This window comes from Methylotenera mobilis JLW8, assembly GCF_000023705.1.
Lineage (GTDB): Bacteria > Pseudomonadota > Gammaproteobacteria > Burkholderiales > Methylophilaceae > Methylotenera > Methylotenera mobilis.
The window spans coordinates 403,967-418,927 of record NC_012968.1 but is presented as its reverse complement, the minus strand read 5'-3'; the positions used below and the strand labels follow the sequence as shown (position 1 = coordinate 418,927).

General features: G+C 46.4%; 16 protein-coding genes. 12 read left to right on the top strand and 4 right to left on the bottom strand.

Annotation, left to right across the window (positions count from 1 at the left end):
- Window positions 1-9 precede the first annotated feature (9 nt).
- The 4 genes from purD to MMOL_RS02040 all read left to right on the top strand — a co-directional run bounded on the left by purD (window position 10) and on the right by MMOL_RS02040 (window position 5,157).
- Entirely contained in the window at window positions 10-1,278 is a 1,269-nt protein-coding gene (purD, locus tag MMOL_RS02055) for a phosphoribosylamine--glycine ligase (RefSeq protein ID WP_015831350.1), read from the top strand.
- Window positions 1,279-1,296: 18 nt separating this feature from the next.
- Window positions 1,297-2,211 carry an oxygen-dependent coproporphyrinogen oxidase gene (gene hemF / locus MMOL_RS02050; RefSeq protein ID WP_015831349.1) on the top strand — a complete coding sequence of 305 codons (915 nt, stop codon included), beginning with the start codon at window positions 1,297-1,299 and terminating at the stop codon, window positions 2,209-2,211.
- 6 nt (window positions 2,212-2,217) lie between these two features.
- On the top strand, window positions 2,218-3,540 hold the full coding sequence (locus tag MMOL_RS02045) for a M18 family aminopeptidase (RefSeq protein WP_015831348.1): 1,323 nt from the start codon (window positions 2,218-2,220) through the stop codon (window positions 3,538-3,540).
- A gap of 201 nt (window positions 3,541-3,741) precedes the next feature.
- Complete coding sequence (locus tag MMOL_RS02040) at window positions 3,742-5,157, top strand: APC family permease (protein ID WP_015831347.1); 1,416 nt, start codon at window positions 3,742-3,744, stop codon at window positions 5,155-5,157.
- A gap of 107 nt (window positions 5,158-5,264) precedes the next feature.
- Here the strand turns inward: MMOL_RS02040 and MMOL_RS02035 are convergent, their stop codons facing one another.
- From MMOL_RS02035 to MMOL_RS02020, 4 genes are all read right to left on the bottom strand, one after another.
- Complete coding sequence (locus tag MMOL_RS02035) at window positions 5,265-5,594, bottom strand: c-type cytochrome (RefSeq protein WP_015831346.1); 330 nt, start codon at window positions 5,592-5,594, stop codon at window positions 5,265-5,267.
- 228 nt (window positions 5,595-5,822) lie between these two features.
- Window positions 5,823-6,761, bottom strand: coding sequence for a D-hexose-6-phosphate mutarotase (locus tag MMOL_RS02030; protein WP_015831345.1), 939 nt, complete (start codon window positions 6,759-6,761; stop codon window positions 5,823-5,825).
- A 63-nt stretch (window positions 6,762-6,824) separates the two neighbouring features.
- The gene (gene ilvD, locus MMOL_RS02025) at window positions 6,825-8,675 is read right to left on the bottom strand and encodes a dihydroxy-acid dehydratase (protein ID WP_015831344.1); all 1,851 of its coding nucleotides are present in this window, start codon (window positions 8,673-8,675) and stop codon (window positions 6,825-6,827) included.
- Window positions 8,676-8,806: 131 nt separating this feature from the next.
- A complete protein-coding gene (locus MMOL_RS02020; RefSeq protein WP_015831343.1) occupies window positions 8,807-9,772 on the bottom strand; it encodes an integron integrase in 966 nt (321 codons plus the stop codon).
- Window positions 9,773-10,394: 622 nt separating this feature from the next.
- On the opposite strand from MMOL_RS02020, the gene MMOL_RS02015 reads away from it, so the two are divergent.
- From MMOL_RS02015 to MMOL_RS01980, 8 genes are all read left to right on the top strand, one after another.
- Window positions 10,395-11,198, top strand: a complete 804-nt coding sequence (locus MMOL_RS02015) for a hypothetical protein (RefSeq protein WP_015831342.1) — start codon at window positions 10,395-10,397, stop codon at window positions 11,196-11,198.
- Window positions 11,199-11,267: 69 nt separating this feature from the next.
- Window positions 11,268-11,978: a hypothetical protein gene (locus MMOL_RS02010; protein WP_015831341.1), complete on the top strand. Its 711-nt coding sequence runs from the start codon at window positions 11,268-11,270 to the stop codon at window positions 11,976-11,978.
- Window positions 11,979-12,052: 74 nt separating this feature from the next.
- Window positions 12,053-12,307: a hypothetical protein gene (locus tag MMOL_RS02005; protein WP_015831340.1), complete on the top strand. Its 255-nt coding sequence runs from the start codon at window positions 12,053-12,055 to the stop codon at window positions 12,305-12,307.
- 23 nt (window positions 12,308-12,330) lie between these two features.
- Window positions 12,331-12,978, top strand: coding sequence for a hypothetical protein (locus tag MMOL_RS02000; protein ID WP_015831339.1), 648 nt, complete (start codon window positions 12,331-12,333; stop codon window positions 12,976-12,978).
- Between the two features lie 39 nt (window positions 12,979-13,017).
- Window positions 13,018-13,347 carry a TfoX/Sxy family protein gene (locus MMOL_RS01995; protein ID WP_015831338.1) on the top strand — a complete coding sequence of 110 codons (330 nt, stop codon included), beginning with the start codon at window positions 13,018-13,020 and terminating at the stop codon, window positions 13,345-13,347.
- Window positions 13,348-13,467: 120 nt separating this feature from the next.
- Complete coding sequence (locus tag MMOL_RS01990; RefSeq protein ID WP_015831337.1) at window positions 13,468-13,836, top strand: MoaF-related domain-containing protein; 369 nt, start codon at window positions 13,468-13,470, stop codon at window positions 13,834-13,836.
- Between the two features lie 143 nt (window positions 13,837-13,979).
- The gene (locus MMOL_RS01985; RefSeq protein ID WP_015831336.1) at window positions 13,980-14,243 is read left to right on the top strand and encodes a hypothetical protein; all 264 of its coding nucleotides are present in this window, start codon (window positions 13,980-13,982) and stop codon (window positions 14,241-14,243) included.
- Between the two features lie 262 nt (window positions 14,244-14,505).
- Window positions 14,506-14,805: a hypothetical protein gene (locus tag MMOL_RS01980; protein ID WP_015831335.1), complete on the top strand. Its 300-nt coding sequence runs from the start codon at window positions 14,506-14,508 to the stop codon at window positions 14,803-14,805.
- Window positions 14,806-14,961: the final 156 nt, after the last annotated feature.

Here is a 14,961-nt window from a genome sequence, read left to right as displayed (position 1 = left end):
TTCAAATACATGAAAATTTTAGTCATCGGTGGTGGTGGTCGTGAACATGCCCTCGCCTGGAAAGTTACTCACAACAAAGAGGTTAGCCGTGTTTATGTAGCGCCAGGCAACGCAGGCACCGCATTAAACCCGGACATGATGAACGTACCGCTTACCGCAGTGGATGATTTAGTAAAATTCGCGCAAGACGAGCAAATTTACCTCACGATTGTTGGTCCAGAAGCACCACTATCGCAAGGTGTGGTTGATGCGTTCCGCGTCGCAGGCTTAAAAATCTTTGGCCCAACCAAAGCAGCTGCTCAGCTAGAGTCTTCTAAAGACTACGCTAAAGCTTTCATGATGCGCCACAACATCCCAACCGCCGCTTACGGCACATTCACTGATGCAAAACTTGCACATGATTACGTGAAACAGCAAGGTGCGCCTATCGTGATTAAAGCCGATGGCTTAGCCGCGGGCAAAGGCGTAGTAGTTGCCATGAGCGAAGACGAAGCCCATGCTGCAATTGACGCCATGCTGGAAGACAACAAGCTAGGCGCTGCCGGCGCACGTGTGGTGATTGAAGAGTTTTTGGAAGGCGAAGAAGCCAGTTTCATGGTCATGGTAGATGGCAAAAACATCTTAGCATTGGCAACCAGTCAAGACCACAAACGCCTACTGGATGCAGACCAAGGCCCTAACACTGGTGGCATGGGTGCTTACTCACCGGCACCGGTAGTCACTCCGGCTATCCACGCCAAAGTAATGCGTGAAATTATCAAGCCTACCGTAGAAGGCATGGCGAAAGATGGCATCCCATACACTGGCTTTTTATACGCAGGCTTAATGATCAGTCCAAATGGTGATGTGAAAACTTTAGAGTTTAACTGCCGCATGGGCGACCCAGAAACTCAGCCTATCATGATGCGCTTGAAGAGCGATTTAGTAGGCTTGATGGAACACGCCGTGAACGGTACGTTAGACCGTGCCGAAGCTGAGTGGGACAGACGCGTAGCGCTAGGCGTGGTGATGGCATCAGCCAACTACCCAGAAACGCCACGACTAGGCGATGAAATTACTGGCCTGACAAATCAAGTGGCAGATACGCATATTTTCCATGCCGGCACTGCACAAAAAGACGGCAAAGTAGTTACCAGCGGTGGTCGCGTATTATGCGTGACAGCATTGGGCGAGACCGTAAAATTCGCGCAACAGCAAGCATACCAAGCCATGAAAGAAATCAAATTTGATGGCGCACAATTCCGTAGCGATATCGGCTACCGTGCCATTAAAAGTTAAGAAATAAGAGCTTAGATAATGAACACTCAAGACGTTTTTAGCTACTTACAAAACCTACAAGCCAAAATTGTAGAAGCCATTGAACTGGTAGATGGTAAGAACTTTCTGCAAGATAGCTGGCAACGTCCTGAAGGTGGTGGCGGCACCTCCTGCCTACTCGAAGAAGGCAACGTATTTGAACGCGCCGGCGTAGGTTTCTCTCACGTATTAGGCACTAAGCTGCCACCCGCTGCGAGCGTGGCGCACCCGGAGGCAGCTGGCCGCCCTTGGGAGGCGATGGGGGTCTCGTTGGTATTTCACCCGCGTAACCCTTACGTGCCTACCGTACATATGAACGTACGCTTTTTTGTCGCCAAAGCGCAAAATGCAAACGAGCAAGATATCTGGTGGTTTGGCGGTGGCATGGATTTAACGCCTTACTATGGCTTTGATGAAGATGCTGAACATTTCCACCGCACCAATAAAACGGTGTTAGATGCGTTTGATAGCAGCTACTACCCCAGATTTAAAAAAGAGTGTGATGAATACTTCTTCTTAAAACACCGCCAAGAGCCTCGCGGCATAGGCGGTATTTTTTACGATGACTTTAGCGAACTCGGTTTTGAGCGCAGCTTTGATTTCCACCGCGCCGTAGGCGATGCATTCTTACAAGCCTACTTACCTATCGTGCAGCGCCGTAAAGACACCCCATATGGTGAACGTGAGCGTGACTTCCAAGCTTACCGCCGCGGACGCTACGTAGAGTTCAACCTGATTTATGACCGTGGTACGATTTTCGGCCTGCAATCCAACGGTCGCACTGAGTCTATCCTACTTTCCATGCCGCCAATTGTGAAATGGCGCTACGACTGGAAGCCAGAAGCAGGTAGCCCAGAAGCGAAACTCTATACCGACTTTCTGATTGCGAAAGACTGGCTCTCCATTAACCAGTAGGCATTTATGAACACTCCAACCCCAGCCAACATTTCTGCTCAGGCACGCACGCTAGCCAAAGATTTACTCAACTTTATTGATCTCAGCCCTAGTCCCTGGCATGCGGTTGAGCAGATTGAACAGCAGTTACTCGGTGCGGGGTTCACCCAGCTAGACGAAACCCAAGCTTGGCAACTTGCTGCGGGCAAGCGCTATTTTGTAGTGCGTGGCGGCGCCTCTATTATTGCCTTTACGCTTGGCAACCAGCCGTTAGCCGACACCGGCTTTCGCATGGTGGGCGCACATACCGACTCTCCCAGTCTCAGACTCAAGCCCAAAGCTGCGTATGAAACAGACGGCTTACTGCGCATAGGCGTAGAAGTATATGGTGGGCCGATACTGGCCACATTTACCGACCGAGATTTAAGCATTGCCGGGCGCGTAACCGTGCGCACAGCAAGCGGACACGCCATTAAACTACTCAAGTTTGACGATGCGCTGATGCGCCTGCCTAACCTTGCGATTCATATGAACCGCGAAGTCAATGAAAAAGGCCTGAAGCTCAACAAGCAAACTGAACTGCCGCTATTGTTTGGCGAAAGTGCGGCTGGCATTGAGGCGGAACAACAGTTTTTAGCATACGTAGCCACAGCCCTGAATATTGCCCCGCAAGACATACTCACCTTTGAATTTAACGTGTTTGATACGCAAAAAGGCAAGTTCTGGGGTGCCAATCAGGAGTTCATCACCAATAGCCAACTCGATAACCTAGCCTCTTGCCACGCGGCTATCACCGCCCTGCTCAATAGCAGCAATCAAGATGGCAGCAATATCTGCGCATTATTTGATCATGAAGAAGTCGGCAGCGAGAGTGCAACGGGTGCCAGCGGTAGCTTTTTAGCTGATGTGATCACACGCATCACTAGCAACATGGGCATGAACGAAGAAGAACGCTTGCGTGCATTAGCGCAAAGCTTTTTTGTGAGCGCAGATATGGCGCATGCCTACCACCCTAACCACGCTAGTGCATACGAGCCTTGCCACCATGTAATGGTGAACCAAGGCCCAGTGATTAAAACCAACGCCAATCAGCGCTACGCAAGCAATGCAGATACTGCCGCGCGCTTTATCGCGCTGTGTGAGCGTGCGCAGGTACCATTTCAGCAGTATTCCCACCGTACCGACTTAGGCTGCGGCAGCACCATTGGGCCGATTCTTGCTTCTGGTTTAGGCGTAGCCAGCGTGGATGTTGGCTCACCCATGTGGGCAATGCACAGCATTAGAGAAAGCGCAGGCGTGCTGGATCACCATTACATGATAGCAGCACTTGGCGCCCTATTTACTAGCTAGCAACATCGCCCATAAGAACTAGCAAAATAAGAATAGCCATTAAAAATATGGCCATAAGATTTAATCATTATAATAATTAGCGGTGATTGACCATCACCCATGAAATGTTTAGCATCAACCAACGGTGCATAGCCAATTTATCGTCATCGTTTATCACCATTGGCCCACGCATCAAGTCATACACTAAAAGGGATACCCGTTATGCTCAAGCAGCTACTTAGAACTAAAGTAATCAGCGCTCACGCAGATAGCGAGCTTAAAAAATGCCTATCCGCATTTGATCTGGCACTATTAGGCATAGGCTGCGCCATCGGCACTGGTATCTTTGTGTTAACCGGTATTGCCGCCGCCACGCAGTCCGGCCCAGCTGTGGTGCTCTCATTCATTATTGCCGGTGTAGCATCCGGTTTTGCCGCGCTGGCTTATGCCGAGCTGGCTGCCTCAGTAGGTGGCTCAGGCAGCGCTTATGGCTATAGCTATGTCGCTTTTGGCGAGTTTATTGCCTGGGTGATGGGCTGGATACTATTATTGGAATACGGTGTAGGCGCAGCCGCCGTGGCTAACGGCTGGGCTGGCTACTTTGTAAACACGTTGTCTAATTTTAATGTGCACCTGCCAGATGCAGTAACCAAAGCGCCGATGATGGGCGGCCTGATCAACCTGCCAGCTTTTGCCATTATCTGGGTACTCACAATTTTACTGGTGATAGGTGTAAAAGAAAGCGCACGCTTTAACAACATTATCGTCATCATCAAGCTCTCCACCATTGCCATCTTTATTGCATTAGCCTCAGCTCACCTAAACACCGATAACTGGCAGCCATTCATGCCATTTGGTTGGTTTAGCACATTGGAAGATGGTAGAAACATAGGCGTATTAGCTGGTGCTTCCCTCGTATTTTTCGCCTACTTTGGTTTTGATGCGGTATCTACCGCGGCAGAAGAAGCAAAAAATCCGCAGCGTGATTTACCAATTGGTCTACTCAGCTCACTCGTGTTTTGCACCATCGTGTATATCGTGGTGTCAGGTTTGCTTACCGGTATCGTGCCTTACAGCGAGTTGAATGTATCATCCCCAGTGGCCTATGCGCTAAGTAGGCTGGGCCACACTTGGTCATCTACCCTAGTGGCAACTGGCGTGTTGGCTGGCTTGATTACCGTGCTTTTGGTACTGCTTTATGGCTTAACACGTATTTTGTTCTCCATGAGTCGCGATGGCCTGATTTCTCCTATCTTTTCCAAGGTAAATCCAGACCGTAAAACTCCAACCAGAATCATTTTCATGTGCGGTGCCATTGTGTCTTTAGTGGCAGGGTTTATTCCCTTAGGGCAGCTCGCAGAAACCGTGAACATTGGTACGCTGGCAAGCTTTGTGATGGTGTGCGTGGGCGTAATTGTATTGCGCATTCGCCAGCCTAACCTGCCCCGCCCATTCAAAAATCCATGGAATCCGCTGATTCCGGTACTGGGCATTATTTCATGCGGCGCATTGATGTCATTCTTGCCGGCCAGCACCTGGATTAGGTTCGGCAGCTGGATATTAGTGGGTATCGTGTTTTACTTTGCTTACTCTATGCACCATAGTAAATTGAATTTACTGCACAAACACAAGGGATAAGCTTAGTCATAAAGCGCTACTGCGAGCGCACAACAAAAAAGCCAGCTTTAAAGCTGGCTTTTTCATGTGACTGACGCTTAAATCTGATTCAAGCGCTTAACAATCGACTAGAGTGACAAGATCCACTCAACAACTGTTTTGATGTCAGCATCTTTAACTTGCGGGCTGTTAGCTGGCATAGGCATAGGACCCCAAACACCGCTACCGCCTTTTTTAACTTTCTCAACCAATTTTGCTTCAGCAGTTTTATCGCCTTTGTATTTAGCCGCAACATCTTTGTAAGCGGGACCTAATACTTTTTTATCTACTGAGTGACATGCTAGACAGCCACTTTTTTGTGCCAAAGCTTCAGCAGCTTTTGCATCCACAGCAGCACCTGCTTGCGCAGCTAGCAACATAGAACCAGCAGTAGCGATTGTTAATAATAAAGCTTTCATGCTATCTCCTTGAATTAACACTTAATAATAGTAGTTATAAATTTTACAACCCGCATATCATACTCATAATTTAACTTATGACAAGTGAGTTAAATCAAATCTACCTCAACCAATTAAAATATATACAGTTTTAAGTAATTAAAATAAATTTGCAGTACCTAGGGTACACTCAACGTGCCTACAATGACACGGGTTGACAGTATCATAAAATAAAAAATATCACCCTGATTACAGCGCCTCTACACTGTATTCAACCGACATGGTATGCGTTCTGTTCGGGCTAATCACCACCGAGTTTTCCAGTGCATTTGCGGTTTCTACACATACGGTTTTACGCCACTCATCTGCATCACCCATATCCCCCATGGCATGTGCTTTCTCGGCACCCGGGCTCCATACCACGGTAGTATCACTGCCGGATTTACCCACACGCACTACTCGGTTATAAACCGGATCATGGATTAAACAGTCTGAATTGTGATCAAGATAGACACGATCAAACTCACCATCAAACTTCAATACATTATGCTCAACATAACGGCGGTACTGACGTAACTTATCTGCATACAGACAATCCTGCAGGCCGGTTACCCGGATATTGCCAACATCACTCACGTTCAAATAAGTGTGGAATGCCTCGCCAATCAGGAACGGATGGTCAGATTTATTAGTAGTAGCTAGGTCAATTTTCAAGCGCTTACCGATAGTCACCATCATCGTGAGTACGTATGAGTAAGAAAGCTGTCTTTTCGCTTCTGGCGTTTCTATCATTTGCAGTACGATACGTGTTGCGCCAGTATCGGTAGCATCTACATCTACCAATTGCCATGGAATCACTCTGGCAAAGCCATGAGGACATAATGTGCTATCAGTTGGGTGCGCGCCAAACCAAGGCCAGCAGATGGGCACACCACCGCGGATAGAACGGCCTTTTACGTAACGCGCATGGTCAGAAAGCCAAAGTACTGGCTGTTTTTCTGTCTTAGGCTGCCATTGCATGACGTGACCACCTTGCAACGCAATCTTTGCAGTCGCTAACGGATTGTCTATTTCTAAATATTGCAGACCATTTTCGTCTTCAGTCACCGTCACATGCGGATGCAATGTTGAGCAGCCTTGGCCGTCTTTCTTTCTAAAGATATGGTCTTCTAGTGAATCTAATGTCATACATTACCTTATCAATTCTTCACTTTCGGTGTTACTTAAAAAGTGAGTTTTAATCTGAACAAATTATTTCTCGATTTGAGAAACATCGCGCACTGCACCGCGTGCAGCACTGGTGCTCATTGCTGCGTATGCACGCAATGCCGGTGACACGGCTCTTTCACGGTTAACCGGTTTCCAGGCGTCTTTGCCTTTATCTTCCATTTTGGCGCGACGGTGCGCCATCTCTTCATCACTAATCACTAAATGAATCGTACGGTTAGGAATATCAATTTCAATTGTGTCGTTTTCTTGCACAAGGCCAATCGCACCGCCTTCAGCGGCCTCTGGTGAGGCATGACCGATACTCAAACCAGAAGTACCGCCAGAGAAGCGTCCATCAGTCAGCAGTGCACATGCTTTGCCCAAACCTTTAGATTTGAGGTATGAAGTTGGATACAGCATCTCTTGCATACCAGGGCCACCGCGTGGGCCTTCGTAGCGAATCACCACAACATCACCTGCCACGATTTCATCGGCAAGAATCGCTTCTACTGCCGCGTCTTGGCTTTCAAAAATACGTGCACGGCCATTAAATTTTAGAATGCTGTCATCTACACCCGCTGTTTTTACAATACAGCCATCTAGCGCGATATTGCCGTAGAGCACTGCCAAGCCACCATCTTGTGAGTAAGCATGCGCTTTATCACGGATACAGCCTTCGCTGCGGTCATCATCTAGCGTTGGGTACAGCATGCTTTGTGAGAACGCGATGGTGGTTGCAATGCCACCAGGTGCCGCGCGGAAGAATTTTTTCACATCCTCATTTTGAGTAACTTTAATGTCCCACTCATTAAGCGCCTCACCCAAGCTAGGGCTGTGTACCATTGGTGTATCGCGGTGAATCACGCCAGCGCGGTCAAGCTCACCTAAAATACCCATCACGCCACCCGCGCGGTGTACGTCTTCCATATGGTATTTAGCCGTAGCTGGCGCCACTTTACTTACACACGGCACTTTACGTGAAATACGGTCAATATCACTCATGGTGAAATCTAAACCAGCTTCATGCGCTGCTGCCAGCAAGTGCAATACGGTATTGGTAGAGCCACCCATGGCTACGTCCAAGCTCATTGCGTTTTCAAACGCTTTCATGTTGGCAATGCTGCGTGGCAATACGGTGTAATCGTCTTGCTCGTAATGGCGTTTTGCAAGGTCTACAATCAAACGACCAGCTTTTAAAAATAATTCTTTACGTGCCGCATGCGTTGCCAAGGTTGAACCATTGCCCGGCAAGCTCAAGCCTAAAGCTTCAGTGAGGCAGTTCATGGAGTTGGCAGTAAACATACCAGAACATGAACCGCAAGTTGGGCATGCAGAACGCTCAATAGCATCAGCCTCTGCGTCACTTACGTTGCTGTCCGCGGCGGCTACCATCGCATCTACTAAGTCTAGTTTATGTGTGTTGCCACCCCAGTTTACCTTACCGGCTTCCATTGGGCCGCCAGATACAAACACTACTGGGATATTCAAACGCAAGGCCGCCATCAGCATGCCCGGTGTGATTTTGTCACAGTTGGAGATACATACCAGCGCATCGGCACAGTGTGCATTCACCATGTACTCAACGCTGTCGGCAATTAAATCGCGGCTAGGTAAGCTATACAGCATGCCGCCATGCCCCATGGCAATACCATCATCCACCGCAATGGTATTGAACTCTTTAGCCACGCCACCTGCTTTTTCAATTTCACGTGCCACCAACTGGCCCATGTCTTTTAAATGCACGTGACCCGGCACAAACTGGGTAAACGAGTTAGCAACGGCAATAATTGGTTTATCAAAGTCACCGTCTTTCATGCCAGTGGCACGCCATAATGCGCGCGCACCCGCCATATTGCGACCGTGAGTAGTGGTATGGGAACGATAAACTGGCATGATAAAAATCCGTAAAAAAGTAAATTAACAATAAAGTGTAATTTTAGACTAGCTAGCGCCAACTAGCCAAAGAAATGTGAAAGAAACGTATGATTTCATTACGCAAAAGTAGTGAAACCTCTCTTAAAAGGCTATAAAGTATCCAATGGGCTGCTCACACCACGCCCGCCTTTATTCAGCACATGGGTATAGATCATGGTTGTGCTTACATCAGAATGCCCCAACAGCTCTTGCACAGTGCGAATATCGTAGCCGCTTTCGAGTAAATGCGTTGCAAAGCTATGGCGAAAGGTATGCGGTGTTGCCAGCTTATCAATGCCAGCCAGCCCCACAGCCTTTTTAACCGCACGCTGCACCAACTTTTCATCTAAATGATGCCTGCGCTCACGCCCACTGCGAGGGTCAACCGAATAACTACCTGAACAAAACACATACTGCCAAGCCCAACTGGTTGCTGCATTCACATATTTACGCTCCAAGGCATCTGGCAAATACACCTCGGCTTTACCTTTTGCCTCATCTGCATGAAATAATGCTTTTCGCCAAACCAAATGAGCCTTTAAAGGCTCAATTAAAGACTTAGGCAACATCGTCACTCTATCTTTTGCGCCTTTGCCATTGCGAATCAAAAGCTCACCACGATCAAAATCAATATCCTGCACCCGTAAACGGCAACATTCCATGATGCGAATCCCCGTGCCATATAACAAACGTGCGATCAAACCATGCGTCGCCTGCATATGATCCAAGATTTTCGCAACCTCCTGCTTAGAAAGCACCACGGGCAAGCGCTGCGGCTTCTTTGCACGGACCACATCGTCCATCCACGGCAAACTCAAGCCCAATACCTCACGGTACAAAAACAATAAGGCCGACAACGCCTGATTTTGTGTACTAGACGACACATTGCCATGCGTAGCCAAATGCGACAAGAAAGCTTCAACCTCAGCGCCACCCATCTCACGAGGATGCTTTTTATCATGAAATAAAACAAAACGCTTTACCCACTGCAAGTATTGCGTTTCGGTACGAATACTGTAATGCTTAACGCGTATCTTTTGCTGAACCACCTCAAGCAATGTTGGTTGTTTAGTCATTTGGGTGTACTCTGTTAATTGCAAAATCAAGCAGATTAAAGATTAAACTATATAATAATTAATAACTTAATAAAAACCATGACTAAAATTATACACTCAATCATTCCAAGTTATACACCTAAATTGGTGTCTACTTCACGTTAGGCATCATGAGCCGCCGTGGAGCAAAGAATGCCGAATCTTTGGACACTCAATGAGTTTGATGCGCACGATTCGGAACGAGCGCTTCGTCTTCGCCATGCCCCTTCCTGGCCTCAATTGCTTGGAGCTGTGCGCGGCGCGCTCCGTGCAGACCTCGTAGGGCGTACCCGCTTGCGGTACGCCGAATGAAAATTTGGCATTCGTAGCATAACTGATAAAGTAATATCATGATAAGGTTAGACATACGGCGGACTGTATACGAGTCCGCCCTACGAGCTGGACTACAACTTGCTCAATTCATTTAGGCAGCTGGGATTTTGTAGGTGTGTTTGTCATTTTAATTTATCAGAATTTAGGTGTGATAAAAACAACTTAGTAATTGATTATATGAGAATAATTCAATTTATAAACTATATAGACCCCTGTCCTAATAAATTTTAGAGACGGATTTGGTGTCTACTTTACGTTGGGCATAGAGAAAATGGATAAGCAAGCACTCCAAATCCTTTTTAATACCTATTGGTCTTCCTCCGGTTGGAAGCCAGAGAAAGACCGGCACAATTTATCTCCAGAAGATTTTGCATTCGCAAAATCTAAGGAACTCATGTTCGATCCTATAAAGTTGGATCACGCTGAAGCATTGAATAAATTATCAACATCTATCAGGAGACTTAACAAACGAATTGTCGCGGATGGATTTCTTTCAAGTCTTTCTACACGAAGACTTGATTGGCGCTCAGCATTAGGAAGCTATGCCGTTTTTCAAAACCTTCCTGCTCACATCCCTAACAAAGATGGACGACGTTGTAATATCTGTGGATTCTACTTAAATGATTCTGAACATGATCTCAATGTACTTAATTTCGAGCGGTTTAAGTGGGGCGGTGTGCGACATGACGATGTAGTCTATGCAGCAATGGATCTAGATTTGTTCCTAAAAAACATACCACCACCTCCAACCGTTGAAGACATTCAAATATTTCGTAACATAATCTCTGAAATTGCCAATTCACCAAAAGTTGGTAGCGCAGCATTGCACGCACATTTTGCCAAAGCTCTAAAATCGAATAAATCCGAACGTGATATTCTAATCGCAATATTTGGTTTTTGTGGAATTCTTGGAACACCTGAGCATCCTGGATTTACCGATAGTTTTGTTCCCTTCAATCGGCGCGAACTTCCAGACCGTCACTTCGTAGATATGCCATACCCAGCATGCTGGTGGCGAAGTGATATTGGCATCAACCAATCGCGGCTTAAAGAGTATTTTGGTCATGTGCTATAAAAAGTTGCCCAACCCATCATTCAAGCGGGACTGGCTAAAGCCAGCCCCTTAATTCAAACGTTAGGCGTCATGAAAGCGGACAACCTCTTGGCACAGTTTGACGGTCAGTTCATAGATGGCCTGCAATTTTGTGCGCGAGTATACGAGCTGTTTGACTCCATCGTCATGGAGGAAGGTGGCCGAGAAGAAATCAGAATGCGTAGCACGAAGGTGGCAAAGGTTTTGGTCGGGGAGTTACTTCCGATCAGCCGCTACATACAGACTTGCTATCGCTTGGGCAGATATATCTCCGTTAAGTGGGTCGATGGCAGCCAGTCATACGACGCGGAACTATTACAAAAAGGCCGACTTATTGATCTTGGCTACTACCCTGGCCGGGCATTCTTAGAGGCCACCTGTGCGATGCATGAGAATGAGCATTGGGTACGGTATCTTCTATCAAACGGCGGTGGTGCATTTGCCCCCGAAGGAATCACAAAAGTTCGTGGCAAGGAGCCTGAGTCAAAACCGGTGGTATTTACAAACCATGAGCACATAGAAAACTTTGTGCCGGTGGTAGTCCAGCTTATTCAGAAAAAAGCAGCCATTGCATACCCAGAGAACACATCCTTAGTCGTTCAGTGCTATCTAAATTCGCTATATACCGCAGAGGACTGGAAGGTTCTGGTTAGCACCGTCGAGTCGCAGTTAATCGATCTACCGTTCTCGGAGGTAGTTCTGTTTGACAGCGCGCTTGAGCGCACCGCGCAGCTGACATATCGGAGAAATCATGCCTCCTAACCTCTCTGTCAAGTGGGGCCGTCTTCCGACGTGCCGCCTCCAGCCGGACCCTTACCTCCAACGTTAGGCTGAATGTGAAAACTTCAAAAGAACAAAGAATTCCTGTGCTTGTTCTATCAGTTTTAGTAGCTACACTGTTTTTGATTTTTGCATTTCTTGATGCAAGCTCTCAAACAGTCTGCCTCACAAACGGACGTGGGTGCGCATTAGCAGAAATAATTGCAAAAATTTTAGGGGTGGGAATTAATACTGGCAAGGCATTGTATGATGTTGGTATCGCTGTTGTGTTTATGTACATGGGCTTATGGCATTATCAAATTACAGCCTAATTCAAACGTTAGGTTGATCTGTTGTGGCTCGCTCCAGCTCTTCAAAATCAGATAGGTCTAAGGTCCCCAGCACTCCTAATCCCTATCTGTTGGCGGTCATAACCGCAGTACTTGCGGGCATTTTTTCTGTTATCGGTGGCTACTACACTGCTAGGTTTCAGGCGCAAGAAGCAATAGCTCAAAAACAATTTGAATATCGTGTTCTTGCGTATACGACATTCCTCGATAAAACCGAACATTCTAAGGCACCAGCCATAAATCAAATTCTAACTATTGGCTCAATGGCAGATCATTTAGCTACCGACGTAGAAATTCAAGAATTTGAAGATCGAATTTCTGCTCTTTTGAAGAAGCACAGTTTGCAGGATATTTACCAGCAGTTAAACTCTGATCTGAACACTCTTCGTTTACATGGCACCCCTAAAGTAGCCGCCATGTGTGATGACATTTTGAAGTCGCTGCTATTGAGAGACCACGCAATAGATTGGGGTAAATACCCTTCAGATATTGCCTCATCACATGAGGCTTGGAAGGAGAATCAAGAAAATGGTCGAGCATACGGATGGGAAGAGCTTGTGTCATCTGATGAACGATTAATGCTGGTAACAATCTCAAAGATTTTTTACATGCTCATTGCTCAGCTTAGGTTGGAAATGCATGAGCGGGATTGACTAATACGTAACCCTTAACTCAAACGTTAGGCCTTAAATATGGCAACCTCTCAAGCCACGATCGATTTTCTGCTAGACCAGCTCTCGTGTTTAGCCGATGTGAGTACAAAGAAAATGTTTGGGGAGTATTGCCTTTACTTAGCAGGCAAACCCGTTGGGTTCGTCTGCGATGACCAGTTGTATCTCAAACCAACAAATGCTGGCCGTAGCATGGTGCAGCACGCAATTGAAGGGATGCCATACCCAGGCGCAAAACCCTATCTACTCATTACCGCTGACCTCTGGGAAGAGAGAGATTGGCTCTGTCAGTTAATTCAGGCAACAGGTAATGAACTACCATTACCAAAACCAAAAAAGAAAAATGCCTAGCCCGCCTATCAGGCCGCAAGGAGCTTCAGCGTTGACTTGGTTGCCAAAGCAACTCGGTTCACCGCAAATACCGAATAATTTACACGACCCCTTAGACTCTAGTGTTAGGAAACAATAAAGATGAAACAAATGCAGTTATTAATTGCCAGCTTACTATTCTCAGCCTTTGCCACTGCGGCTCATGCCTCTGAAGCGTACATAGGGCAGTTTCTTTATCAATATGAAGGCGGGAATATTTACCGTGTTACTGTGCATGATGCTAAGTCAATGTCATGGGTATGCATAGAGGGGGCTGAAAAAGGTGCGAATGGCATGGAGACACCTGAACGCTTTAAGGTCTCGAACAAAGTTTATTTTGCTACATGGGTTGAGAAAACAGGCATCAATGTTTCTCAGGTGATTGACTTAAAAAACATGAAAGTATACTCAACCATCATCGATGGAAAAGAACGTTATGTGCTCAAAGGCAAGATTCTCCGCGAAAAATAACCGTGCGGCCTAAGCTTCCTATCAAGCGGAGTCGCGCTAGACGGTAAAAGTTGTCATCAATCAACCAATCAGCTAAAGCAGCAAGTTGGCTGAGAAAAGCGCACCATTATGCCAAACATTAACTACGTTAAAGGAAATCTTCTATGAAAAGACAAAAACTTCTTCCTCTTATAACAATCATTTTTATCTTGATACTTGCCGCTGTACTGAACCCTTCCCCAGAGCGCCACAGAGAGAAAATAAGGCAGGTCATATCAGAGCGTAGCGAACTAGAAAGCTTTTTTGGTATTGGCAAGCTGACGGCGTTTGTATCTCAATATAAATCCCTTGGTATAGCCTCATACACCACTGCTAATGGTCAAGTCATTTCCATTGGTGTTTTAGGAATGATTTTTGTCATCGCATAATGGCTTTAAATTTCATCAGCAGTGACGGCTGAAAGCTACCTGTCTAAGCTACTACTTTAAACATCAAAAGGCAGCCATGACTCCAAAGCAACGACAGTACAAGAAGTGGTCGCTTCCGACAACAAGAGCACCATACATTGCTGGCTAATTTAGGGATAGAATGAACGAATGGATGAGCGTGATTAAAATTTTGTTTTAGCTCATTACTCAAGTCTTACCTTAAATCATTCATAAAAACGACATCAATAAAAAGGAATGCAATATGGCAACAAAAGTAATCATTCAGCACCCGGTAAATGGTCTCACCAGAAATGGCTACTTTGGATATAGCTGGACCTATCTGTTCTTTGGCTGGCTAGTGCCTCTATTCAGGGGTGAGCTAGGCGTTGCTGCCTTGCATATGCTGTTTACGCTGTTCACTTTTGGGTTGTGGCAATTGATTGTTTCTTTTTTATACAATAAGCAGTACATGACGAGAATGTTAGAAAAAGGCTACGTGTTAAAAGATTCTGAGCAAGTGATGGCCGAAGCCAGGGCGAGCCTGAATATTGCGCAAGTCTAACTTTTATCACCAGCCCCACCAAGAGAGCATTCTGCTTCTCTTGGTTTAGGTAAAGCAACATAAGTGCAACTAAGCCAGTGTTGTGCACTCTTAGTGGGAACACAAAACTTAGGTGAAGTCACGAAACTTAGGTAAAATCTCACTTCTATTCAATTG